The sequence below is a fragment of the Marinomonas sp. TI.3.20 genome, from assembly GCF_038155025.1.
Classification (GTDB): Bacteria; Pseudomonadota; Gammaproteobacteria; order Pseudomonadales; family Marinomonadaceae; genus Marinomonas; species Marinomonas flavescens.
In genome coordinates this window covers 32,172-55,805 of record NZ_JBAKAS010000005.1, presented here as the reverse complement: position 1 = coordinate 55,805, position 23,634 = coordinate 32,172, and the positions used below count along the sequence as shown (strand labels likewise).

21 protein-coding genes are annotated in these 23,634 nt (G+C 41.9%); 11 read left to right on the top strand and 10 right to left on the bottom strand.

Annotated elements, in window-relative coordinates; genetic code table 11:
* Positions 1-54: 54 nt before the first annotated feature.
* Entirely contained in the window at positions 55-270 is a 216-nt protein-coding gene (locus V6259_RS07160; RefSeq protein WP_341583994.1) for a VF530 family protein, read from the top strand.
* Between the two features lie 27 nt (positions 271-297).
* Here V6259_RS07160 and V6259_RS07155 read toward each other — a convergent pair whose 3' ends face one another.
* From V6259_RS07155 to V6259_RS07145, 3 genes are all read right to left on the bottom strand, one after another.
* Positions 298-1,290: a GGDEF domain-containing protein gene (locus V6259_RS07155; RefSeq protein WP_341583992.1), complete on the bottom strand. Its 993-nt coding sequence runs from the start codon at positions 1,288-1,290 to the stop codon at positions 298-300.
* Between the two features lie 78 nt (positions 1,291-1,368).
* On the bottom strand, positions 1,369-1,845 hold the full coding sequence (locus V6259_RS07150; RefSeq protein ID WP_341583990.1) for an NYN domain-containing protein: 477 nt from the start codon (positions 1,843-1,845) through the stop codon (positions 1,369-1,371).
* Positions 1,846-1,956: 111 nt separating this feature from the next.
* The gene (locus tag V6259_RS07145; protein ID WP_341583988.1) at positions 1,957-2,895 is read right to left on the bottom strand and encodes a hypothetical protein; all 939 of its coding nucleotides are present in this window, start codon (positions 2,893-2,895) and stop codon (positions 1,957-1,959) included.
* A gap of 235 nt (positions 2,896-3,130) precedes the next feature.
* Between V6259_RS07145 and V6259_RS07140 the strand changes: the two genes are divergently transcribed.
* Entirely contained in the window at positions 3,131-4,414 is a 1,284-nt protein-coding gene (locus tag V6259_RS07140) for a ribonuclease J (RefSeq protein WP_341583986.1), read from the top strand.
* A gap of 56 nt (positions 4,415-4,470) precedes the next feature.
* Here V6259_RS07140 and epmB read toward each other — a convergent pair whose 3' ends face one another.
* The gene (gene epmB, locus V6259_RS07135; RefSeq protein WP_445928505.1) at positions 4,471-5,484 is read right to left on the bottom strand and encodes an EF-P beta-lysylation protein EpmB; all 1,014 of its coding nucleotides are present in this window, start codon (positions 5,482-5,484) and stop codon (positions 4,471-4,473) included.
* A gap of 194 nt (positions 5,485-5,678) precedes the next feature.
* On the opposite strand from epmB, the gene efp reads away from it, so the two are divergent.
* The 3 genes from efp to V6259_RS07120 all read left to right on the top strand — a co-directional run bounded on the left by efp (position 5,679) and on the right by V6259_RS07120 (position 8,708).
* The gene (gene efp, locus V6259_RS07130) at positions 5,679-6,254 is read left to right on the top strand and encodes an elongation factor P (protein ID WP_341583984.1); all 576 of its coding nucleotides are present in this window, start codon (positions 5,679-5,681) and stop codon (positions 6,252-6,254) included.
* Between the two features lie 498 nt (positions 6,255-6,752).
* Positions 6,753-7,874: a porin gene (locus V6259_RS07125; protein ID WP_341583982.1), complete on the top strand. Its 1,122-nt coding sequence runs from the start codon at positions 6,753-6,755 to the stop codon at positions 7,872-7,874.
* 435 nt (positions 7,875-8,309) lie between these two features.
* Positions 8,310-8,708, top strand: a complete 399-nt coding sequence (locus tag V6259_RS07120) for a hypothetical protein (RefSeq protein ID WP_341583980.1) — start codon at positions 8,310-8,312, stop codon at positions 8,706-8,708.
* 117 nt (positions 8,709-8,825) lie between these two features.
* On the opposite strand, the gene V6259_RS07115 is transcribed toward V6259_RS07120, so the two are convergent.
* On the bottom strand, positions 8,826-11,225 hold the full coding sequence (locus V6259_RS07115; protein ID WP_341583978.1) for a bifunctional acetate--CoA ligase family protein/GNAT family N-acetyltransferase: 2,400 nt from the start codon (positions 11,223-11,225) through the stop codon (positions 8,826-8,828).
* Between the two features lie 174 nt (positions 11,226-11,399).
* On the opposite strand from V6259_RS07115, the gene V6259_RS07110 reads away from it, so the two are divergent.
* The 3 genes from V6259_RS07110 to epmA all read left to right on the top strand — a co-directional run bounded on the left by V6259_RS07110 (position 11,400) and on the right by epmA (position 14,807).
* On the top strand, positions 11,400-12,323 hold the full coding sequence (locus V6259_RS07110) for a histone deacetylase family protein (protein ID WP_341583977.1): 924 nt from the start codon (positions 11,400-11,402) through the stop codon (positions 12,321-12,323).
* A 265-nt stretch (positions 12,324-12,588) separates the two neighbouring features.
* Positions 12,589-13,752 carry a cache domain-containing protein gene (locus tag V6259_RS07105; protein ID WP_341583975.1) on the top strand — a complete coding sequence of 388 codons (1,164 nt, stop codon included), beginning with the start codon at positions 12,589-12,591 and terminating at the stop codon, positions 13,750-13,752.
* 77 nt (positions 13,753-13,829) lie between these two features.
* Complete coding sequence (gene epmA / locus V6259_RS07100; protein WP_341583974.1) at positions 13,830-14,807, top strand: EF-P lysine aminoacylase EpmA; 978 nt, start codon at positions 13,830-13,832, stop codon at positions 14,805-14,807.
* Between the two features lie 53 nt (positions 14,808-14,860).
* Here the strand turns inward: epmA and V6259_RS07095 are convergent, their stop codons facing one another.
* Together V6259_RS07095 and V6259_RS07090 are read right to left on the bottom strand one after the other, a co-directional pair.
* A complete protein-coding gene (locus V6259_RS07095) occupies positions 14,861-15,043 on the bottom strand; it encodes a DUF1289 domain-containing protein (RefSeq protein ID WP_341583972.1) in 183 nt (60 codons plus the stop codon).
* Positions 15,037-15,492, bottom strand: coding sequence for a hypothetical protein (locus V6259_RS07090; RefSeq protein WP_341583970.1), 456 nt, complete (start codon positions 15,490-15,492; stop codon positions 15,037-15,039). Before V6259_RS07090 ends, V6259_RS07095 begins: the two co-directional genes overlap by 7 nt.
* A 541-nt stretch (positions 15,493-16,033) precedes the next feature.
* Between V6259_RS07090 and V6259_RS07085 the strand changes: the two genes are divergently transcribed.
* The 3 genes from V6259_RS07085 to V6259_RS07075 all read left to right on the top strand — a co-directional run bounded on the left by V6259_RS07085 (position 16,034) and on the right by V6259_RS07075 (position 20,622).
* Complete coding sequence (locus V6259_RS07085) at positions 16,034-18,325, top strand: ATP-binding protein (RefSeq protein WP_341583968.1); 2,292 nt, start codon at positions 16,034-16,036, stop codon at positions 18,323-18,325.
* Positions 18,325-19,683 carry a sigma-54-dependent transcriptional regulator gene (locus tag V6259_RS07080; protein ID WP_133012847.1) on the top strand — a complete coding sequence of 453 codons (1,359 nt, stop codon included), beginning with the start codon at positions 18,325-18,327 and terminating at the stop codon, positions 19,681-19,683. Before V6259_RS07085 ends, V6259_RS07080 begins: the two co-directional genes overlap by 1 nt.
* Before the next feature lie 153 nt (positions 19,684-19,836).
* On the top strand, positions 19,837-20,622 hold the full coding sequence (locus tag V6259_RS07075) for a GGDEF domain-containing protein (protein WP_341583966.1): 786 nt from the start codon (positions 19,837-19,839) through the stop codon (positions 20,620-20,622).
* Between the two features lie 178 nt (positions 20,623-20,800).
* On the opposite strand, the gene V6259_RS07070 is transcribed toward V6259_RS07075, so the two are convergent.
* The 3 genes from V6259_RS07070 to zigA form a co-directional block, all read right to left on the bottom strand.
* Positions 20,801-21,361 (bottom strand): gamma carbonic anhydrase family protein, encoded by a 561-nt coding sequence (locus tag V6259_RS07070; RefSeq protein ID WP_341583964.1) that lies wholly within the window; start codon positions 21,359-21,361, stop codon positions 20,801-20,803.
* Positions 21,362-21,420: 59 nt separating this feature from the next.
* Positions 21,421-22,326, bottom strand: coding sequence for a GTP cyclohydrolase FolE2 (folE2, locus tag V6259_RS07065; RefSeq protein ID WP_341583962.1), 906 nt, complete (start codon positions 22,324-22,326; stop codon positions 21,421-21,423).
* 62 nt (positions 22,327-22,388) lie between these two features.
* Positions 22,389-23,606, bottom strand: coding sequence for a zinc metallochaperone GTPase ZigA (zigA, locus tag V6259_RS07060; RefSeq protein WP_341583960.1), 1,218 nt, complete (start codon positions 23,604-23,606; stop codon positions 22,389-22,391).
* Between the last annotated feature and the right edge of the window lie 28 nt (positions 23,607-23,634).

The following is a 23,634-nucleotide window of genomic DNA, read 5'->3' as shown; positions in this document are numbered from 1 at the left end:
TACACCATTAGTTAAGGTATAATAGTGTAACGATTTTTTTAGAGTGAATTGGCAATGACAGCACAAGTGAATAATCCATTACATGGCATAAAATTAGAGAAAATAGTCACGGATCTAGTTGAGCATTTTGGTTGGGATGAACTGTCAATACGGATCAATATTAATTGTTTTAAGAGTGATCCTTCTGTGAAGTCGAGTTTGAAATTTTTGCGTAAGACGCCATGGGCTAGAGAGAAAGTTGAGGCGCTTTATCTTGAGGTACTTTCTTAATTTAACATTGTGCCAATATCTATGATGCTAAATACAGACGCAGTTGCGTCCTTCGCTTTTAGCATCATAGAGTTTTTTATCCGCCGTACGTAGAAAATCACCGAGTGACTGTCCTGGTAAAAAGCGTGAAACCCCGATGCTAATGGTGATGTTGATACGTAAGTCATGGCTGTGGAAAATGTATTGTTCAATAGAGCGTCGAATGTTTTCTGCTTTGGGTTTGATTTCTACGTCGGTATGGTTTTTAAACAGAAGAACAAATTCTTCACCTCCTAATCGAAAGATATTATTGACGTCAACATACGTCTGTAAACATTCGGCCATTTCTACTAACACATGATCTCCTATCCCATGGCCAAATTGGTCGTTTACTTTCTTAAAAAAATCAATATCAATCAATAATATATGGGCTCTATCAGAACTTTTATCTAGAGCACAAAAGTGCGCTTCTAAGGCATGGCGATTCTGTACGCCAGTTAAAGCATCGCTCAGTGCGACTTTTTTGAGTTGCTCATAGTTTCTTGACTGTTGTTGCTCATACAAATGACATAAGAAGCAGATGAAGCAATGTGCTAAAACGTAGTTGAGTATGGTCCGATAGGCCATAAATTGATCGGTTGCTGTATGCGTATTTATAATAAAAATACTTGTAATAAGAATAAGGAAGGAGAAAAACGCCCCTTGGCGAGTGCCAAACATTATGTAGTAAACCATAGGCAGCGATAGTGCCCATAATATAGAGAATGCTCTGAAGTCTGCAGTATAAGCGGTAATGTAAATTGAGACGGTTACGACAAGCGCAAGAATGTAGTGCAGGTGAACTTTGTCTTTGTTGTTTATCGTGGCCCAAAAACAATAAAAGCTAAAAATGGAAACAATGACATCCATAAAACCAAGAATCGGATTATTAAAATACATAATATTAATAGGACCAAAAAATGCCATTAATATACCGACGAGAATGCTTAAGCCTTTTTGAAGAGAGAGACGTAACTGGACTTGTGTTTTAGTTAGATGCATAAGAGAAAGTTCTTTTCCATGATAGATACTATTAAAAGCGCGTTGTTACGACAGTGTAAACTCGCCTTTATCTCCTATCTAGTTGAGTAATAGATCGTCCTTGATCGGGTAAAACTTTGTTGCCGCGTTCACTAGCGAGTTGGCAGTTAACATAGGAACCCCATAAACCTCGATTTGCGTATTGTATTTATGGTTAAGCTTTTGTGCCAACAAATCAAAGTCTCCATCGCCAGAAGCTAATACTAAAACGTCACTGTCTGGTCCGTATTCCATAGCGTCTAATGTAATACCGACATCCCAATCTCCTTTACTTGAACCATCTGCACGCTGGATATAAGGTTTTAATTTCACTTCAAAGCCAATCGCTCTGAGAATATTCTGAAATTGTCGTTGTTTTTCATCGCCTCTGTCTACGGCATACGCAATGGCTTTTACGACGTTCCTGTCTTGAGTTATTTGCTTCCAAAAAACGTTGTAATCGAATCGACGGCCGTAAGCTTGGCGAGTTGTGTAATAAATATTTTGAACATCTACTAATATGGTTATGTTGGTCATTTATCACTCGATTGGTTAAAAGTTCTTTTACGATAAAGTAGTTTAAACAAGCGGACAAGAAAATACAGAGTTTATCCCAATGTAGGTCATGTTTTGAGCTATTTATTGGCATTATCGAGCTGAAAGGCTCATATCGGATTTTTCATAGAGTGATTCATTTTGAATAAATTGCATTAACATTTTAAGTTTGATCGGTTGCTTAGGTGCCATGGAAAAAGAAAGCGTATTGGCTTTAGTGAGGAATGTTATCACTTGAGTGCTGATGTGGTGGTTTTGGATTGAATGATAAGGCGCTAAACCAAGATAGGTGGATAAGGTTTTGAAGTAAGATAATGCTTCATGACTAGATTTCGCAGAAAACTCAGGCCACTGCCGCTTGATAAGACCTTCATCTCGAAAGCGGAAAGCTATTTTATGGAAGGCAATACTGTCGCCATACAAAATAGGCATAGCATCAAGTTGTCTTAACGCCATTGAAGCCAGTAAATCTGAGCGAAACTCCTGCAAAGAAAAATCTTGGTTCAATATATCTATATTACTGTTGAAAAAAAGATGTCCAACTTGATCAACCTGAAGCGTTAATGTGGAGTCAATATTTCCCTTTTTAGGCGCTGATAGGAAATGTCCTTGTCCAGTGAGTTGTTGTATTCCCATGAGTGTCATTAGTCGCTGAGTGTCACGAGCAATAAATGGGGCCTTGTTATCATCAAATTGGAAAGCTAGGTTGAGCCTGGGGTAAATAACAGGAAAGTAATTGAATCTAATATGCGTAAGTCTTAGCCAAGGATAACGTTTATTGCCTATCGAAACGGAGTGCATAACCGGCGTGAGTGTCAGCGGATTAAAGCTTATGCTTTTATAATGAATAAGAGGAGCAAGGCCAGATTCGTGTATTTTTTTGTCGACCACTTGAGTGGCATAGCGGGTACCAAAATATTTTGCAGCAGAAAACAATAGAATCAATAAAATGAGCAGAGCCAAGAAGCTAACAGCACCTCTGCATATTTTGTTTCGTTGTGTTTTGGTACTTGGCTGAAAAGTGCTTTGCATGTAGCCCTCTTTGTCTAGGTGCTAAGTGTGTTGAAGCGGTGCCAGTTAGGTCAGCTCCATTGATGAACTTAATCGATAGCGTAGACCTCTATTAGAGTGGGATCTTATAAGAAATCACGTAAGATAGACAAAATTTCTAACATCTTATCGTTAACAGGAGCGCTTTATCTCTTCATTGATACCTTCACAGCAGGATTTGTGGTTTTTGCCTCTAGGTGGAACGGGCGAAATTGGCATGAATATGAACCTATATGGTCATGACGGCCAATGGTTAATGGTGGATTGTGGTGTTTCTTTTAATGAGCCATTAAAGCCGGACGACATTCATACTGCCGAAGTAGTATCCGCTGATCCTTCTTTTATTGCTGAACAAAAAGAGCGCCTTGCGGGGATCGTGATTACTCACGCCCATGAAGACCACGTAGGTGCTTTGCCTTTTTTATGGCGACGTTTTAAATGCCCAGTTTATACCACGGCTTTTACCGCAGAAGTATTACGCCGTAAGTTAGGGCAAGTCGGATTGGTTGATGAAGTTCCGGTGATTGTGGTGAAAGAAAATGAAACGCAAAAAATTGGTGTTTTCAATGTTTCTTGGTTGGCGTTAACACATTCGGTGCCAGAACCCTTTGCAATGACAATCGATACCCCAGCGGGGCGTATTTTTCACACCGGTGATTGGAAAATTGATAAACGACCCATTATCGGTGAAGGCTTTTCGCCCGCTCGTTTTCAAGCGCTCGCGAAAGAAAATATTCTCGCCATGGTGTGTGATTCTACCAATGCATTACGAGACGGGCACTCAGCGTCAGAAAGTGACTGTTATGAAGGCTTGTTAGCCGCTATAGCACCAGAAAAAGGCTGTGTCGTGGTGGGCTGCTTTAGCAGTAATGTAGCAAGGCTGGTGGCATTAGGGCGAGTGGCTAAAGCAACTGGTCGTTATTTAGCGCTCATTGGTCGCTCGCTTACGAATATGGTGGGTGCCGCGAAAGCGACGGGTTATTGGCCTGACGATCTGTCCTTGATTGAATCTGCTCATTTAGGCTATTTGCCAAGAGAAGAGGTTTTGGCGGTGGTGACGGGGAGTCAAGGAGAGCCTAGAGCGACACTCAATAGATTAGCAGCGGACAATTGTTTTGATCTGAGCCTTGATGCCAATGATTTGGTGATTTTCAGCGCGATGATGATCCCCGGGAATGAAACCGCGATTATGCGTTTGGTTGAGCAATTTAAAGGTCGAAAGATTCGAACGTTACAGCAACAGGATACAGGCTTGACGATCCACGTTAGTGGACACCCTTGTCGAGATGAGTTGAGCCAATTGTATACGTGGGTTCAACCTGAGCTAGCCGTGCCTTGTCATGGTGAGCCTGAACATTTGGCCGCCAATGCCCAAGTGGCAAAGTTAAGCCATGTTCCGCGCCAATTAGTAGGACGAAATGGTGATCTATACCAATTCGCCCCACAGGTTAGTATTCGTCGACAACAAGTAAAAACAGCGCGTATTGCTTTATCTCGGTAAGTTTATGGCATTGTTCTACTGTAGAAATAATCACTAATCTGCTTTATAAATAAGCGCTAATCGACAATGGGAGCAAACACGGTTTTCGCTTGTTTTCCGGGTATTTCTTTGGCCAGCCTTGGTACCAAGTAGCCAGGTAGTTCGGCAGCAACTTTCCCCATTAGTCGTTGTGCTTGTTCAACACTAATATCGAAATGCGCAGCGCCTTCGACCGGGTCTAACGTGAACATATAATAAGGCAACAAACCTGCTTTAAATACTGCTTCGCTAAGATCCACTTGCGCTTTGACGCTGTCATTAATGCCTTTTAAGAGTACGCCCTGATTTAATAAAGTAACGCCTGCGTGCTTTAATTGTTGAGCTGCGTGTATGACATCTTCATCCACTTCGTTAGCGTGGTTAATATGCCACACCATAATAATGTCTAAACGGCTATTTTTTATCCAAGCCAACATCTCGTCACACACTCTCTGCGGAATGACGACTGGCAAACGTGAATGAATTCGTAAACGTTTAATCTGTGGCAGTGCTTCAAGTTTATGGATTTTGTCAGCCAGTAGAGCATCCTTCATCATGAGAGGATCGCCACCACTGAGAATAACCTCGTTAACTTCTGGATGTGCTTTCAGGTAGTCAATAACAGATTGCCATTCTGCTTGCGCGAGTTGGTTCTCGCCATAAGGAAAGTGACGTCTAAAACAATAGCGGCAGTTAACAGCACAAGTGCCTGTGGTAATAACCAATAAGCGACGCTTGTATTTATGAACGATGGCTTTTTGAGGGCTGTGATCTGCTTCTTCTAATGGATCTGTTGTATAGCCAGGAACAAGCCGCATTTCAGCCGCACTAGGCAGTATTTGCAATAGGAGTGGATCGAGTGGATTACCCGGTTCGATGCGCGACAAGTAGGGACGTGGGACCAATAATTTAAAGGTATTTTGCGCCTCGTTACCATCTTTAACCATGTTAGTAGGTAGAGCGAGATGTTGTATTAGTTCGGGTAAGCTCGTTAACGCCTTAGAAAGGTGTTGCGACCAAGTTAAAGTACTTTCTGTTTGAATCTCTATCACGTCAAATATCTGCAAAGTCGAATGGATTTGGGTTATCATTGGCGCCAAATTATTTCTGGCCGAATAGGCCTTGGGCTCTTTGAGATCTTTGCAAACGTTCTTTTACTATTATAAAAAGATGTTTGCTGAGATCGTCAGGCTGACATGATACGTCAGTTAGAGCCTTTTCTCTAAAAAAGACACGGTGAGGATGTATGGCTAATATTTCTACCAGCGAAATGCGCAATGGTACCAAGTTAATGGTTGACGGTGATCCATGTACTATATTGGATAATGAACATGTTAAACCGGGTAAAGGCCAAGCGTTTAACCGCTTGAAGCTACGTAACCTGCGTTCAGGGCGTGTTTGGGAACGTACCTTCAAATCTGGCGAGACGTTAGAATCGGCAGACGTAATGGAAACCGATATGGAGTATTTATACACCGACGGTGAGTTTTGGCACTTTATGGTAACCGACGGTTCATTCGAGCAATACGCAGCGGATGAAAATGCAGTCGGCGATACGAGTAAATGGCTTAAAGAGCAAGAGAAGTACATAGTAACTTTGTACAATGGTGCACCGCTTGCGGTTACGCCGCCAAACTTCATTGAGCTGGAAGTAAAAGATACAGATCCAGGTGTTAAAGGAGATACCGCAAACGGCGGTTCTAAGCCTGCATTTTTGACGACTGGCGCCATGGTACGTGTGCCACTATTTATCAACATTGGTGAAGTATTGCGCGTCGATACTCGAACCGGTGAATACGTATCGCGTGCTACTGGAAAGTAACACGTAAGACGTAAAACTATCCTTATAAAGCCCTCGGTGTTTGCGCACTGAGGGCTTTTTTGATTTTAGTGAGCAAATTAAAAGGAGTGATTTTTAAAATTATGTATATTTGTCATTTTTTGAATTTTGTAAGTTTCTATTATCTTTAATTTTATGATTGTTTATAGCTATTAAAATTAGTAAAAATTGCAATGAATTATTTTCTAAACGTGAAAATTCTCAAAAAAAAAGATTTATAAATCCTTGTTTTTAATGAATAAAATTATAAATAAGTTTTGTTAAAATTACCATTTTGGTTTTTTACGAGCTTTTCGCGTGCTTTTTTGATGTTTTCGAGTCATATATTTCCTTTCTACGACTAAATAAATCACATTTTTTTAATGCTATATATTTGCTGTGATCTTCCTCTATTTTAGTGCATAAAAAGTGAACTTCTCTGTTTATAGTAAAGGCAATTCTAAAAGCAAATGGTCAAACCCAAACACGAGGACAGCTCAAATGAGAAAAACAATCCTAGCACTCGCTATTCCAGCAGCGACTATCATGATGGCGTCAGCACACGCAGCCAATGTTTACAATGCAAACGGTTCTTCTCTTGACGTATATGGCAAGGTGGAAGCGGATATGACACACGCTGGCTCTACAAAGAACTCAAATAAATCACAAGTTGATGCCAAGGGTGATTTAACGACCAGTGCTCGCCTTGGTATTAAAGGTGAAACCCGTGTTAACGATAACGTCAGCGTGTTTGCTAAAGGAGAATGGGATGTATCAGGCCAAAATAGTGATGGCAGTACGTTTAAAGCTCGTAAAGCTTATCTAGGCGCCGATTTTGGTAAAGACGGTAAAGTGTCTTTTGGTCAACAAAATACACCTCTTTATACCAGCCTTACGCAAGCCATCGATATTTTTGACCAATGGGGGATGGAAGCTCAGACCGGTATTTACGGAGAAAGTCGTCAAGCTAGCCAAGCCATTTACTCTAATACATTTGGTAACTTAGATGTTCAAGCCGGCTATCAATTCCGCAATAATGACGGGAAAGATATTGGAGCAATGTCTACTACAACTGCAGGTACAACCACAACTACTGATAATGAGCAGGATAATGCTTACTCTCTAGCAGGTGTATATCACACTGGTATTGGTTTGAATTTACGAGCTGCTTATGCTCGTCAAAATTTTGGTGGTCTAGGAGCATCAGCTCAATCTGGAACTACCCTTACTACTGGTAGTACGGACGGTAAAATTGATACTTATGGTTTAGGTGCTGACTATACCCTGAATGATCTTTACCTTGCTTTTGTTTACCTAGGGTCTAAAACCGATAATGGAGCAGCAGTAAACAGTAATACATCAATGAATTCCTATGATTTAGTAGGCGCTTACAATATTAATCAATACCGTCTATACACAGGCTATGGTTTGCAGAAAACGAATGCTGACGGATCCTCTTCTCAAAATAGTGTAAAATCTTACAAACTTGGTCTTGAATACAACATTACACCTAACGCCTTAACTTGGGTTGAATATCGCCATAATAATGCTGATGGCACTTACGATGGTGCAGCTGGCTATGCTAAAAACGAAGTGGCTTTAAGTGGCGAATACGATTTCTAAGATTGCTGACTTAAGCAGATTTTAAATTTCTTATTGATGATGTTACAAATAAAAAAGGCGAGATAATTTTATCTCGCCTTTTTTTCGTTATTGTCCAGACCCGAAATAGGTTCACACCTAGGAGACTGTTCTTTCCTGAAATATTGAACTTAAAAATCCCTCACTACTGCTAACCACGCCATCAAATAGCTGGATGTATTCTGATACATGCCATCCATGAGTGTTTTTTTCAAGCCGTCACATTATCTAAGCGAACAGTTTTTGTGGGCTGCAGGCTATTAAGAAAAGGCCTTTAAAGGGCATTGTTAATTATTATGCTCATTTGTATTGAAATCGTAAGGAAATGTCATAAAATATGCTTATGATTAATAAGTATACAGATGTTTACCCTCTGCATCTGATTTTTCTAAAGAGGGCATTTTCTTGGAGATCACTATGAGACGATATTTAGTAGCAATGAGTGTGGCTTTCTGCGCATTATTAACCAGTCTTAATGCACTGGCTAGTAATCCAGGGCAAAGTGCGGCGAGCTGCTTGGATGCTTCTACCAATTCAAAAAGTTCGCACAATCTTATCTTTAAAAATCGGTGTGGTTATCAAATCTTTGTGGTTTGGTGTGGAGATCTGAAGTACAGCAAAAAAGAATGTGGTGATGGCCCTAAAAATACCTATTACACACAGTCTGCTAACATCAAAGCGTATGGTGAAAAAGGAGTAACGTTAGAAAGAGGTGGCTCCTATGAATACGCGTCTTGTAAAGGTAAAATTGGTTTTGGCTCAAAAGGAATAGTGCACTCTGCAAATGATAATGGTCGCTACCGTTGTACTCGCTAATGTCAGATTTATAGTGTCCGTACCGGGCCCTAAAAAGGCATTAGTTCAAACAAACTAAAAAGCTCGATTTTGCCTGAATTTAGGCGTGTCGAGCTTTTTTATGTATTGTGTTTCTTGTTATTTTTTTGAATGCAGTGCGGTGACAAAACCATCTGTTAATTTGAGTGTTGCGATGACTTGGCCAATGTCATCTGGGTCTCTTGTGATAGTGAAGCCTAGATGTTTGCAGAAAGTAATCATGCGTTTATTTTCGGCCAGTACAATACCTTTCATAACACGAATGCCTTTATCAGCAGCGGCTAAAAAAAGCTGTTTCATTAGATAAGAAGCTAACCCTTGTCCTTGAAAAGTATCGTCTAATACGACGGCAAATTCGCAGCTTTGATCATCAAAATTATCAATGTACCGAGATGTGCCTATTAAGTGTTCTTTGCCATCAATCTCTTGTACCGCCATGAACGCCATTTCGCGATCGTAATCGATATGTGACATGGTCGAGAGCATGCGAGGGGTCAGTTCTTCAATGTTTGAAATAAAGCGTAAATAACGCGTTTCTTTTGACATGCCACGGACAAAGTCCGCAATCATTGAAGAGTCTTCAGGACGCACTGGACGAACGGTAATGCTACTGCCATCTCGAAGCGTTAGAGTGCTTACCCATTGACGAGGATAAGGTTGGATCGCTAAATGTTCGTAGCGTCGTACATTTGGGCAAGGAGCAAGAGTTGCAGATACTTCACCGGTCAAACAGTCGTATTTGTCGATGTAGAGTTTACTTAGTTGCAGCGTTTGGCATTCGGGTAACTCACAGGCCAAGCTTGAGATATTCAATAGTAAGGCTTCTATTTGTGGGTAATTCCCAAGTGGTAATAATTGAGAAATAAGATCCCGTGCCAGTAACGTATTCAGCGGTGGTAAGCCGACAACTTCACTTTTTTGCGCAGAGCCCTGATCTGAGCCGCCTAATGCCAAACCAATCGCAGTACCAAAGACAGGATCGCGAAAGATACGCACATGCAATGCGGCGTTAATGACGCTTTGAGATCGATGGAAGTTCGCTAGGCTTAGATGAAATAAAGCCAGAATAGGAGCGAAATCGACAGCATTAAGTTGCTTCTTGTCTTGTCGTAAAAAGGCTTGAAGCTGCATTCTTGCCTGTTCTACATTCACTTGTTCGCTGGCGGCGTTACTGTCAGGCGACTGTTTTGCAAGTCGCTGATTTCTTTGGAATTGTTCTAAGAATTGAAACCCTTCAATGGCGGTTTCTGGGGTGCGAAAAGTGGGGATGCCTGCTTCATTAATACGCGTTCGCATCGTGACAATATCACCACCGCCAAGCAAGCACACCATGATGAGCTTTTTCTGTTTTCGGTGTAGCTCAATAACTTGTTCATAAAACGACGATAGGTCAATTAACGCCGTAGGGCTTAACATGAGTAACACTGCGCCACAGGACTTATTGCTTAGTGCCGTTTGTGCAAGGTCCACGAACACATCGCTGGCACAACTGGCCCACACGGTACTGACAGGACCAATGTGTCCACGGTGATCGACAATTTCTTCCAGTTGTTTGCGTAAGGTTTCTTCAGGCTCCAGCAGCGACAGATTAAGCTCTGCGGCACGTTGTGCGGCTAATTCTCCTGGCCCAGCGCCATTGCCAATGATCATCAAGGCGCCTTCTTTAATGCGTCGGGCATTGGTCATTACAGAAGCGGCACCGATTAAATCGTTTAAGCGACGACCACGCACAGCACCGGTTCGGCTTAACGCCGCATCAAGGACTCGAGGATCAGCACCAAGGTTGTGTTCAGTGACTACTGCGACAGGTTTACTGCGACTGGCAGCGCGCAAGCTGCTAAGGAATCGGGTAGGTTGCCCAACGCTTTGTAAATACATCAAGATGGCTTGGCTTTCAAAATCATTGGATAGAAAGTCGAGTATTTGCGATGGCATCACATCCACTGGCGATCCCATAGCAATGACTTGTGAAAAGCCGATACCTTGCCAGCTTGCCCAATCGACGAGTGCGCTGGCGACTGTGCCAGATTGAGACATTAATGCCAGTCTACCTGGGAGTGGGTGAGTGAGCCCAAGCCAAGCTGAAAACCTTTGTTTGGGTCGACAAATACCAAAACTGTTGGGACCAATAAGGCGAACATTATGTTGTCTTAAGTGTTGCTGAATATCGTTTGACGCCTCGCCGCTCCAAGACAACATCAGCAAAGAATGAATACCCGCTTGTCCACAGGCTGCGATTATTTCACCCATGGGCTGAGTTGTTTTGCCTGCAAGAATCGCTAAATCGTAGCTTTTATCGAGTTCACTGAGTGTAGATAATTGCGTGATCGAAGTGGTGCTGTCTTTCCATTTTGGGGTGACGCCGACTAAAGTGAGGTGATCTTTGAGCTTGCTTAATGAATGCAATAGCGCCATAAGAATGGAGTCATCTGGGTCTTGACCGGTAAGGACGACCACAGAAGAAGGGGCTAAAAGGGGTTGCAAAGCATGTTGAGACACAGAGAATCTCCTTTAAAAGACACGCCCAATTTGGGCAAGTAGATCACACCAGTAGACCATAGTAGGATAGCGTATTTTACATTGAGTATGTTTTGATTTAGCTCAGCGTAAAGTCAATATGTTTAGGCTATAAGTTAATACGTTAAGCTAAAAATAATAACGGACGGAATCAAGATGACAACAGCGTACATTACTCACTATCATTGTGACAAACACAATATGGGCGAGGATCATCCAGAATCACCAAAGCGTTTAGGTGTGATTCATGATCGTTTGATTGCTGGTCAATTGCTCGATTATCTTCGTCATATAGAGGCTGTTCCAGCGACTCTAGAGCAGTTATCCGCTGCTCATGATGCAGATTATGTAAGGTCAATCTTCGCTAAAAATCCAGCACAAGGACATGTCGAAATTGAACCAGAAACGTTACTAATGCCCCACACCTTAGAAGCGGCAACTCATGCCTCTGGTGCCGTAATTCAAGGGGTTGATTTGGTGATGAATGGTAAAATGGATAACGCCTTTTGTGCCGTCAGGCCGCCGGGTCACCATGCTGAAAGTGATCGAGCAATGGGCTTTTGCTTTTTCAATAATATTGCCGTGGGCGCTAAGCATGCGGTACAACATTATGGCTTGAAGCGTGTCGCTATTGTCGATTTTGATGTACATCACGGTAATGGAACAGAAGACATTTTTAAATCAGATACCTCCGTGCTTTACGCGTCTAGTTATCAGCATCCCTTTTATCCTTATGCCGATCCTGGAGCCTCTCATGACAACATTCTTCATATGCCGCTTGATGCTGGTACGGGCAGTGATGTTTTTCGTTCTGTCATAAGCGATACGCTTTTACCTCGATTAGAATTGTTTCAACCTGAGATAATTATGATTTCGGCTGGATTTGACGCGCATAAGTCTGACCCTATGGGGCAGCTTCGTTTAGAAGACGGTGATTTTCAGTGGATAACAGAACAACTTATTGATGTCGCGGATAGGCACTGCCAAGGGCGCATTGTGTCAGTGTTAGAAGGGGGCTATCACTTGGATGCATTAGGGCGATGTGCGTTCAGCCATATTCGAAGTTTGATGAAAATGTAATACCGTTACGAGATTTTTACCTTTTATTACGTCATTTTGGATAAGAAATACCATTAAATAACAAAAAAGTAGAAGTTATCTCCCCGCGCATCAGAAGGGCTATGTTAAAATAGGAATGAAGTGTTTTTAATGACGCTTCCATTATTTAAAAACTGTTTTTTATGGGCTAGGATTACCCATCGAAATCAGTTTTTCCTATTGAGTAGGGCAAACTATGAACCAGGTGTTTTTGGACCTCAGAGTTTGCTGAACTGGTATGTTTTTGATGCGTTATTCTAAATTTAAAAAGCACATGCTAACGCTTTCTCTTGTTAGTTTTATCAGCATGCTTATCTTGCTGCTGGTTATTGTTTGGCATCTTTATAGTTCAATACTCAAAGAACGAAAAATTCTAATTCACTCCCAAGTGGATACCGTCATGAGTCTAATGCAAGAAATGTATCAAGACTCCCTCGACGGTACGCTCACCAAAGAAGAAGCCCAGCATCAGTTTTTAGCGTATGTAGAGAAGCTTAAGTATTCAGGTCATGGTTATTTTTGGGTGCTTAATACCGAAGGGATAATGGTCATGCACCCCTACAATAAGAGTAGCGTGGGTAAGTCCTTAATCAACGCTAAAGACAAAGACGGTAAGTTCTTTGTGCGGTCATTTATATCCACTACCCAGCAGAGCGGTACAGGTTTTGTGTCTTATTATTGGTCAAATCCTGATGACGAGGTGTTAGCCCAAAAACTCAGTTATGTTGCGTTGTTCAAACCATGGGGATGGATTGTGGGTACTGGGCTGTATGTGAGTGATTTGAATCGTGAGATTTTGAGTCAAATATATATTGGCTTGCTCGTCATTATCGGTTTGTTTTCATTAAGTGTTTTTGTCAGTCTACGTCTATCCCGACGGTATATGACAGACCTAAGAAATGTGGCTATTTTCGATCGATTGACGCGTCTTTATCGACGCAGTTATTTGGATGAAATGGGCCCTCGGATGCTAAAAGAAAAACACACAAAACCGCTCTCTGTCATATTTTTTGATATCGATTTATTCAAAAAAGTAAACGACCAATACGGCCATGATTATGGCGATATTGTATTGTCCGCAATCAGCAGCATTATCCAAAAAGAGCTGCTGCCCCACAAAGACGTGTTTCGTTATGGGGGAGAAGAAATTATAGCCTTGCTGTATGCCTCTGAAGAAGAGAGTCGAATGTTTGCAGAGAAAGTAAGGCGTGCTACTGCTGAGCATGTTTTTCATTACTCCGACACAGAGCACTTTACTATTACGATAAGTTCAGGCGTTGCTGTACAGAACGCGCAAGACTCCTTTTCTGACCTCATAAGAAGAGCCGACCGGTGTATGTATTTTGCTAAAGCAAGAGGGCGAGATAAGGTCGTGACTGAATCCGAAGTACGCGAAATAGCAGAAGCCTAAAAGCACTATTTTTAGTATTTCCCCCGCTATGAAGAAGTGATTTTGTTATGATGTGTTTTATTTAACAGAGCCTTTTTATGTACGATGCATCCTTGTGGCAACCCAGTGCGGATATGGTGACCTTGCAAAAGCGCGCCCAGTTATTTTCCACCATCCGCGATTTTTTTAGTGCCAGAAATGTGATGGAGGTGGATACCCCTTGTTTGTCATTAGCCAGCATCACAGACCCTCATATCGAAGTCTTGACCAGTCATACTCATTCACTTGGTAAAGCGCTGACTTATTACCTGCAAACCTCTCCAGAATACGCGATGAAACGCTTGCTGTGCGCGGGCTCTGGCTCGATTTATCAATTAGGTAAGGTGTTTCGAGCGGAAGAAATTGGCCGTCGCCACAGTATCGAATTTACTATGTTGGAATGGTATCGAGTAGGCTTTGATCATTGGCAATTAATGGACGAAGTCGAGCAGCTGTTGGCGAGTGTCTTACCGCTTGATAATTTGCAATGTGAGCGCTTGAGTTACCAAGATGCTTTTCTTCGTCATCTCGAATTAGACCCGTTCACCGCGTCGCTTAGCCAGTTGCAAGAATGTGCTCATAAACACACGGAATACGGACGCCAAGAAGAAGACAGAGACACGTTACTAGAGTTGATTTTCTCTACTGTGGTTGAGCCCGCGATTGGTCAACAGTCTCCTTGTTTTATCCACGACTACCCGACGACACAAGCCGCCTTGGCAAAGATTTATCAAGATGAAAAAGGCCAGTCTGTCGCAGCGCGATTTGAATTGTATTGGCAAGGTATGGAGTTAGCCAATGGCTACCATGAGCTAACCGATGCACAAGAACAGCAACAACGTTTTGATGAAGATAAGCACGCTAGGCAAGATCTTGGCTTGGTAGATCGTCAGTTCGATGAACGCCTGATCAGTGCTCTTCATGCGGGTTTACCAGAGTGTGCTGGTGTTGCCTTGGGCGTTGATCGATTGCTGATGTTGCTGTGTGAGCAGAAGCACATAGACGCCGTGATTTCTTTTGCCCACCAAAGGGCTTAATTGCCCTTTCTGAGTTGGGCGTATCTCCCTGCTGATAACAATGACAATGTTTATTAACCGTTCTTGATTTGGTTCATTCGTTTGGTCAGTGCCTTTTCAAGAATATTTTTATCGTAGGGTTTCATGTTTTTCCATTGACTGCATTCTGGGCGAGTGCGGGCGCACCCTAAGCACCATCCTTTTGGTCCAGAAAAATCACAAAGATCAATACAGGGACTTTTCTGACGCTTTACCATTCAGGCGCTCCGTTGACGTCGTTTAGTGCTTGCTCAACACCATTTTCAAGCTGGCGCAGTCGGTTAAGTTCTTCAAAGATGCGTTGTTCCAAATTCTTGAAGTTAAGGGGAAGCGTACGTTCACAAATATGGTAACCCTTACCAATGGTTTGGTAGCCTTTCCAACTTTTTATACGACCGCTTTCAAGGGCTAGAAACTTGTCAATAAACTCTGGCTGAGATGGACAATCTTCTTCGGCGTGCATGCAGATGGGAAAAGACTTCTGCTTAATTTGAGGTGCTTCAATGTAGGTTTCAAAATGAATGCCGCCTTGGTTGTGATTATGCCAGCTTGATTTGTAAAGTTGTAGGTAAGGGCCACGGTTGTATATCTCCCAGCCATCGTCAAACCAGCTTGCGTTTCTCAGCAGCTTTTCTAGGTTGCGGAAAACGTTTTTGATGTCTTTCATAAAGCCAAAAGTCTCTGTTTTATTATGATATTGCCACTACCAAGAAAATCTATAAAAGCGATAGCAGGGGTGTTATTCGACATGCCTCTCACCGAGGAATCGAATTATCACGTTATACTATAACATTCATTTGATCCATGTTGTGCCTTTAAGAAAGCATGGTTTCACAAAGTGAATGGAGAGAGTGGAATAGCGATTAAATAACAGTATATTGATCAACATCATGGATGTTAAAAGACAGTACTATGCCGCTTTCTTTTGCCCATCAAAGAGCTTAATTGCCCTTTCTGAGTCGGACTTTTATCCACTGAACCGCTTTAATGTGTTTTATTCAGTACAAATCCTGTAGATAATTCACGTTAATATCCACATAGCATTCTGAACGCCTTGTCTGTGGATAAATATACTAGGTCTTTTTGCGTCGCTCCATTTAACTAATGATTATACAGTTAGCGTATGATTAGATATTTAGGTGCTGCAACTGTCACTTGCCTGTATTAAGAAAAACACAACTATACACTCACGCTTTTTGGATTTTCATTTGAACGGAAAAATCAATATTAATATTCTTTTGCCAATTTTAAATATCATTCGTAAAAGATTGATTTTGTTTTTCTTTTTTATTTTTTTGCTTGCTCTGTTAGCAATTTGGAAAGGAGGAGATGCGCTTCGTGCCCAGCAAGTTAAAAATTTGCGTATGAGCACACACGAACAATTAGATCAGTTAGCGAATGTGCTTGAAGGTGCCATTGCTAAGTATCAAAACATGCCAACTTTATTAGCGTCTAATGATCGGGTGAAGAAAGCCTTACGTAATGGCACTCCAGAAGATATAAAACAGTTAGATCGTGAATTAGAACAAATCAACCGAATTACAGAAGCATCAGACAGCTACATTATTAATGCCGATGGTTTAACCATAGCGGCGTCAAATTACCAAAAGAACACCAGTTTCGTGGGTAATAACTTTTCTTTTAGACCTTATTTTCAGGATGCGATGCAGGGCAAAGCGGGTCGTTATTATGCTCTAGGGACGACGTCTAAACGTCGAGGCTACTATTTTTCATATCCTGTTTACGATGGCAAAAAAATTATTGGCGTAGCCGTTGTTAAAGTTGATTTAACGCAGTTCGAAAAACGTTTTAATAATCAAAGTTATGAATTTTTGCTAATCGATCCAGATGGCATCGTATTTAGTAGCTCGCGTTCTGATTGGCTATATCACTTATTAGGTGAGCTTTCTCATCAAGAACTACAACGTATTGCACAAAGTCAGCGTTATAACGGCAAAGAAATACAAAAGCTGGCCATTGTTTATAGTAAGCCATTGGATGAAAAAACGCGCATTGTTGATATATTAGATAATGTCATTAGGCCCAATCATAAAACGTTGCTATATCGCCATACTTACTTACAAGTAACGCGACCGATTCAGTTACTCAACTTTCAAGTTTCTATTTTAGCCCCACTAAAAACCATTAATGAAGAGATCGCCTTATGGCGAGCAATTTTTGCGGGTGGCGTCACCATTACCGTCTTGCTGTTTGGTTTGGCTATGTTACGTACTCGCATGTTGCGCGAACGTTTCGATGCGAATGAGATGACGCGTCATAATCAAGCGTACATTCGAGAAGTAATCCAAAATACGCAAGCAGGTTTGGTGACCTTGGATGCCGCTCATCGAATAGAATCATTTAACCCTGCGATTGAAAATTTGATGGGGCAGCCATTATCACCTTTAGTTGGAGAGCCGTTAAGCGTGCTTTTCAAACCACTTGATGAAGCCGTAGAAGAGGCACAACAAGGACAAGTTGTTTCTCTTGATACCGATGGGCTTGGCGCTAAGGTGATCACTATGGAAGGGGCGTTATGCTACTCACAGAGTCAGCCTATTGCAGTCGAGATGACCTTGTCTGAAATGCAATTGCCTAATCGTCGCAGCTATTTAGTAACGTTTCACGATATGACAGAGCGTAAGCGTTATGAGCAAGAAATTACACAGGCACGTAATGCATTGGAAGAGCGTGTTCGTGAAAGAACATTTGAGTTAGAAAATGCCAATACTTTGTTACGCCAAGAAATAGAAGAGCACAAAGGCACGCAACGAGAGCTTATTCAGACAGCTAAACTTGCTGTGTTAGGACAGCTTAGTGCTGGGATTAATCATGAACTTAATCAACCGCTTACCGCTATTAGAGCCTTTGCTGATAATGGTCTAAAATTTTTAGATCGAGAAAATTATCAGCAAGCCTATGCAAACTTACAGCATATTAGTCAGCTTGGTCATCACATGGGAGACATTATTGCTCGCTTTAAAGTGTTTGCTCGTAAGGGCGATGTTCAGCCCGCACCCATTGCCGTTTTTACCGCGATTAAAGGCGCGTTACACATCATGGAAACGCGCTATAAAGAAGTGGGAATTGAACTCTTGTTACCAGACGGTGATGAAGGGCTGATTGTTAATGGTGACATGGTGTTTTTAGAGCAGGTATTAGTCAACTTGTTAGCCAATGCAGCAGACGCTATTTTAGAAAATGATCCAGCCATTAAACGTGTGATTATTCAGCAAATGGCGAGTGAGAAAGAGGTCTCTATTTATATTAAAGATTCAGGCGATGGCTTGAGTGAAGACGCGATTAAGCATTTGTTTGAGCCTTTTTTCACTTCTAAACCCTCCGGGGCTGGATTGGGGTTAGGTTTATCCATTAGCCAGCGCATCGTTGAGGCAATGGGTGGCCAAATACTCGCTAAAAACCAAGCTGAAGGTGGAGCAGAATTTTGTGTTACGCTACCGCGCTATCAAGCATCTTTGAATCGTAAAGGGGAGTCCTAATGTCAGACAGCAATCAGATTATTTTGATTGATGATGAGCAAGCCGTTCGCATGGCTATTTCTCAAACACTGCAATTAGAAGACTTCGATGTCATTGAATGCGCCAGTGCGAAGGGAGTCGTTGAGCGCTTATCCATTGACTGGTCTGGCGTTATCATTAGCGATATCAACTTGCCGGGAAAAAGCGGCTTAGAGCTGTTTGAAGAAGTAAAAAAAATTGATGCGGAAATCCCTTTTATTTTGATTACCGGCCATGGCGATATCAGCATGGCAGTGAATGCAATTCGAGATGGCGCCTACGACTTTATTGCTAAACCATTTTCCAATGAAGATTTTTTAGAGGTAGTTCGTCGCGCGAGTGAAAAACGACAGTTAACGTTAGAGAATCGTAACTTACGCTTAGAGCTTGCTGCCCAAAATGCGCCCGGCCCTCGAATTATTGGTAACACACCAGGTATACATAGATTGAGGCAAGCCTTATTGCGTGTGGCGGATACTGGCGCAGATATCCTTGTTCAAGGAGAAACCGGTACTGGTAAAGAGTTAGTCGCGCGTTTTGTTCATGAGCATAGCTCTCGTCGCAATCATACTTTTGTGGCTATTAACTGTGGTGCTGTACCTGATTCTATTATGGAGTCAGAACTATTTGGCCATGAAAAAGGTGCTTTTACCGATGCGAAGAATCGACGTATTGGTAAATTAGAACATGCGAATGGTGGCACCTTATTTCTGGACGAAATTGAAAGTATGCCGATGTCTATGCAAATTCGTTTATTGCGAGTTTTAGAAGAGCGTCGTGTAGAGCGACTCGGTTCTAATGTGAGCATTGATCTTGATTTACGAATACTGGCCGCCACTAAGGTTGATCTTAAGCAACTTAGTGAGAGTGGCGCTTTTCGAGAAGATCTTTATTATCGGTTGAATGTCGTGCGCGTAGATATTCCGCCATTGCGTGATCGTAAGGATGATATTTCTTTGCTATGGCAGCACTTTTGTTTGGTTGCAACAGCACAATATAAACGTGAATCAGAACTTTTATCTGCGGCTCGCATGCATAGCTTACTGAGCTACGATTGGCCGGGTAATGTTAGAGAATTACGTAATCTTGCCGAACGCTATGTATTAATGGGAGAGGCTGGGTCATTTGAGTTTGATGATATTATCACGAATGAAAATAATCCTGGCGTGATGACGTTACCAGAGCAGATGGAGCGCTTTGAAAAAACGTTATTAGAGCAAGAGTTACTACGCCAAAAAGGGTCAATAAAAGGAACAATGGATGCGTTAGGCCTGCCACGAAAAACACTCTATGACAAAATGCGAAAATATGGATTAGATAAAGATATCTTCAAACAATAAGCGCTAGATCAAACTTTCTTATAGTATTCATAAAGGTTATCTATTGTTCTTGATAGCAACACTTGATACTGTTTAATGCATTAGTAGATGATAGGTTATAGGAAATGGATGTTAGCTTTTTAATAGCGATTGTTTATCTCTTCTGGAGGTCAAATGACTGCATTAACTAGAATGGCCCTTCGTAAATTAGGCCGATTTGGTTTAGTTGCGCTACTGACTGTTTTATCTGCTTTACTTGCCTATGTGCTTAATTACATCATAGTGGAATCACTCGATTTTGTTTATGTTCTAGAACAAGACATTATTGTTATCACAATTATTACCTTTTTAGTGACGCCTTTACTCTCTTGGTATTTGGTTGGACTTTTCTTTCAAATAGATCGATTAGAAGTGAAAATGGCGAAGTTAGCGTCCATTGATAGCTTAACCAGCGCATACAACCGTGGGTATTTTTATAAAGAAAGTGAGTTGGCACTATCAATATTATCTACTGATCAGAAACAGCTAAAACCGGTTGTTTTGGTATTAGATCTCGATGATTTAAAATTGGTAAACGATCAATTCGGCCATGCTGGTGGCGATAAGGTACTTGTTGAATTCTCTTCAATATTACTCGATGTTATTAATCCGTTAGGTATTGTTGGCCGTTTAGGTGGTGATGAATTTGGCGTCTTTTTTAAGCAAATTAACTCAATTGAGCTGCAGAAAATGATAGACACGATATTGGAACGAGTGCGTTCTAGTATGGTAGAAATTGAGGGACAACATTATTCATTCACCGTCAGTATTGGTGTATCTTTTATTGAGCAATATAATACTCATGGGCTTGAAACGGCGCTAAAAACGGCTGATGCCGCCTTGTATGATGTTAAAAGATCAGATCGAAATGGCTATTCAATGCATGATAACCAGACAATAAAAGTGTGTTCGAATGGTTAATATTCATTAGCGTTATAAAACCTATTATTTATCTTCCCCATCCTTACATGAATAATTTCTTGCCGCCAGCGTTAGTCGCATATAGGCTCAAGTGATAAACACATCATATTGAAAAGTGCCCAGCTAATAGTTAGCAAAGGCACCCTTGTATCTGATGCGTTATATTCTACGTGGCTGACTAAAATTCGTTCTGAATACGTTTATAACCGCTGACAAATTCATTATTAGTACGCGCTACATCTTCAGAAAATTCGCTGGCATCAGCAGACACCTGTGGCATCGAATCGATATCGGTATCAGCACCAATACGTTCAGTAGAGCGAACATAAAAGCCTGCTGGTAAATGGCAACCGTCTACCACAGCGTTGTACCTTACAACACAGCCATCATCTACTTGGCAGTTGAATAGCACGCTATTAAAACCAATAAACACACCATTTCCTATGGTACAAGGACCATGAATAATTGCACGATGGGCAATAGAAGTGCGTTGTCCAATGACGACTTTTTCACCTGATTTGGAATGAATCACCACGCCATCTTGAATATTAGAATGCGCGCCAATAATGATAGGATCAATGTGCCCATTTATGTCCATTTCATCAGCACGAATGACTGCATAAGGGCCAATAAAGACATTTTCTTCGACGATGACCAAACCACATAAAATAGCGGTAGGATCAACAAATGCGCTGGGGTGAACCTGTGGTAGATCACCACGTGGATTTTTACGGATCATAATAAATAACCTTTTTTTTAGATGTAAATTGCTTAAATAATGACAGACAATGTGACCGTTTACGCACTTACTGGATGCGACCACGCCACCGCATCATGAGGATGTAAGCTTTCTAAGTGCCGAACATGAACGCTAGGGTTGATAAAAGTGCCATGAAGTTGTGCTTGAATACGACGTGCTGCGTCTTCAACAAACATTAAGTTTTGACCGTTAAGAGCTGCAAAGGCTTGTTCATCGGCTCTTTTTACTGCGGTTTGCAATGGTGTTTGCAATGCTTGCTCTACATTATTAATCAACGCGAGAAGAGATAAATTAGCCGCATCGTGTGTTATTTCGACGGAGACTTTCGCCTCACTACGCTGGCTATGTGGGGTGGCCAATGTGGCATTCTTTCGCAACCATTGCGCCACGCTTTGTCGGGACATTGGAGCATTTTCCGGAAAGCTTTCTAAGAAACCTTGTTCTACTAATTGCCGTGTAAGAGCGGCAGAGCAAGGGCACGTTGAGGAGTATTCTACGGTGGCTGTGGTACGGATGTGAAAGCCTTGCTTGGTGATATGAGCGTCAATACAGATGGGATACGATCTCCAACCACCCATTTTTTCGGTGAGCAAAGCAGGTCGTTTAGCCAGTAAATTAAAGGCAAGGTGTAATCTAGCGCTGTCTGTATGGCAGTCTTGGTGTGTGTCTATCATACTTTTTAATGCGGCTTCGATACGATCTGGAGAGAGTGCGTGGCCTTCTGTTAGCTCCCCTAATAAGGTATACAGCCGAGACATATGTATGCCTTTTATATGCGCTGATGGCAGGTTGACCTGTATATCTGCTTTAGCATGAAGCTCTTTTTTATACTGACCTTCAGATATCACGATGGGTAAATCTATTCCTTGCATCCCAACCCATTCTAAAGGGAACTGGTGAATAGCAAGGTCACTGATAGAAACATCCGGTAGTACTTCATTCATTGTATTGAGTCCTTATCTGTTACTTTTAAAGAAATGGGGGCTTTTCAAGAGCGCAATGGAAATTAACCCCATTCAGGGAAAGGGTTCGGCCATGTTTCCCATATCGCAGGGCCTTGTGCCATCTCTTCATCTGTTAACAAGCACGAATCGAGCGAAACGCGCAGTGTCTTTTCGTCCATGTTTATGCCGATCAAGACCAATTCTTGTCGAGCATCACCGACGTTTTCGTCCCACTTTTCTTCAATTAACGATAGGGATTCGATATCAGTCGGCCAGTCTGATTTAGGGATAGATGCCCACCAATGTCCAGCCGGTCCGTGCCTTGCAGCAGCCCCCGCTTGTGACCAAGTTCCTGCTTCTGCAGGTGCGCAGCCTAGCCAAAAGTACCCTTTGGAACGGATCACGCCAGGCCAATCCTGGTTTACTAGTTGGTAAAAACGATTAGGATGAAATGGTCTGCGAGCAGAATACACAAAGCTGCTAATACCATATTCTTCTGTCTCAGGTGTGTGTGAACCACGAATTTCTTGTAACCATGCGGGCGCTAATGAAGCTTCTTCGAAATCAAACAAGCCAGTATTCAGTAATCGATCAAGAGGGACTTGACCAAATTTAGCCATTTCTATTTTTGCTCTAGGGTTCAAGCTGCGAAGAATGGCGATTAATTGATTACGATCTTCTTCACTGACGAGGTCAATTTTGTTGATCACCATCACATCGCAGAATTCAATTTGTTCAATTAATAAGTCAACGACAGTCCTATCGTCTTCTTCTCCTAACGATTCACCTCTTTCTTGTAAGTCATCTTGGCTGCTGTAATCACGCAAAAAGTTAAGAGCATCAACCACAGTGACCATGGTATCGAGCTGGGCGACTTCGTTGAGGCAGCGTCCGTCTTCACCTTCAAAGGTGAAGGTTTCAGCGACAGGTAAAGGCTCAGATATCCCTGTTGACTCAATTACGAGTTGATCAAACTTGCCTTCTTTAGCAAGGCGTTCTACTTCAAGTAAAAGATCTTCTCGTAACGTACAGCAAATACAGCCATTGCTCATTTCAACCAGCTTTTCATCGGTTCTTGATAGTTCAGCACTGCCTTCTCTAACAAGAGCGGCATCAATATTTACCTCGCTCATATCATTCACGATTACAGCAACACGTCGGCCTTCACGATTATTAAGAATATGATTTAACAACGTGGTTTTACCTGCACCCAGAAAGCCGGAAAGGACAGTGACAGGAAGTTTTTTTGTGGATAGGAGGGTAGAAGAGTGTTCGTTCATATGGAGCCCAATAATGTGACTGGAGTGT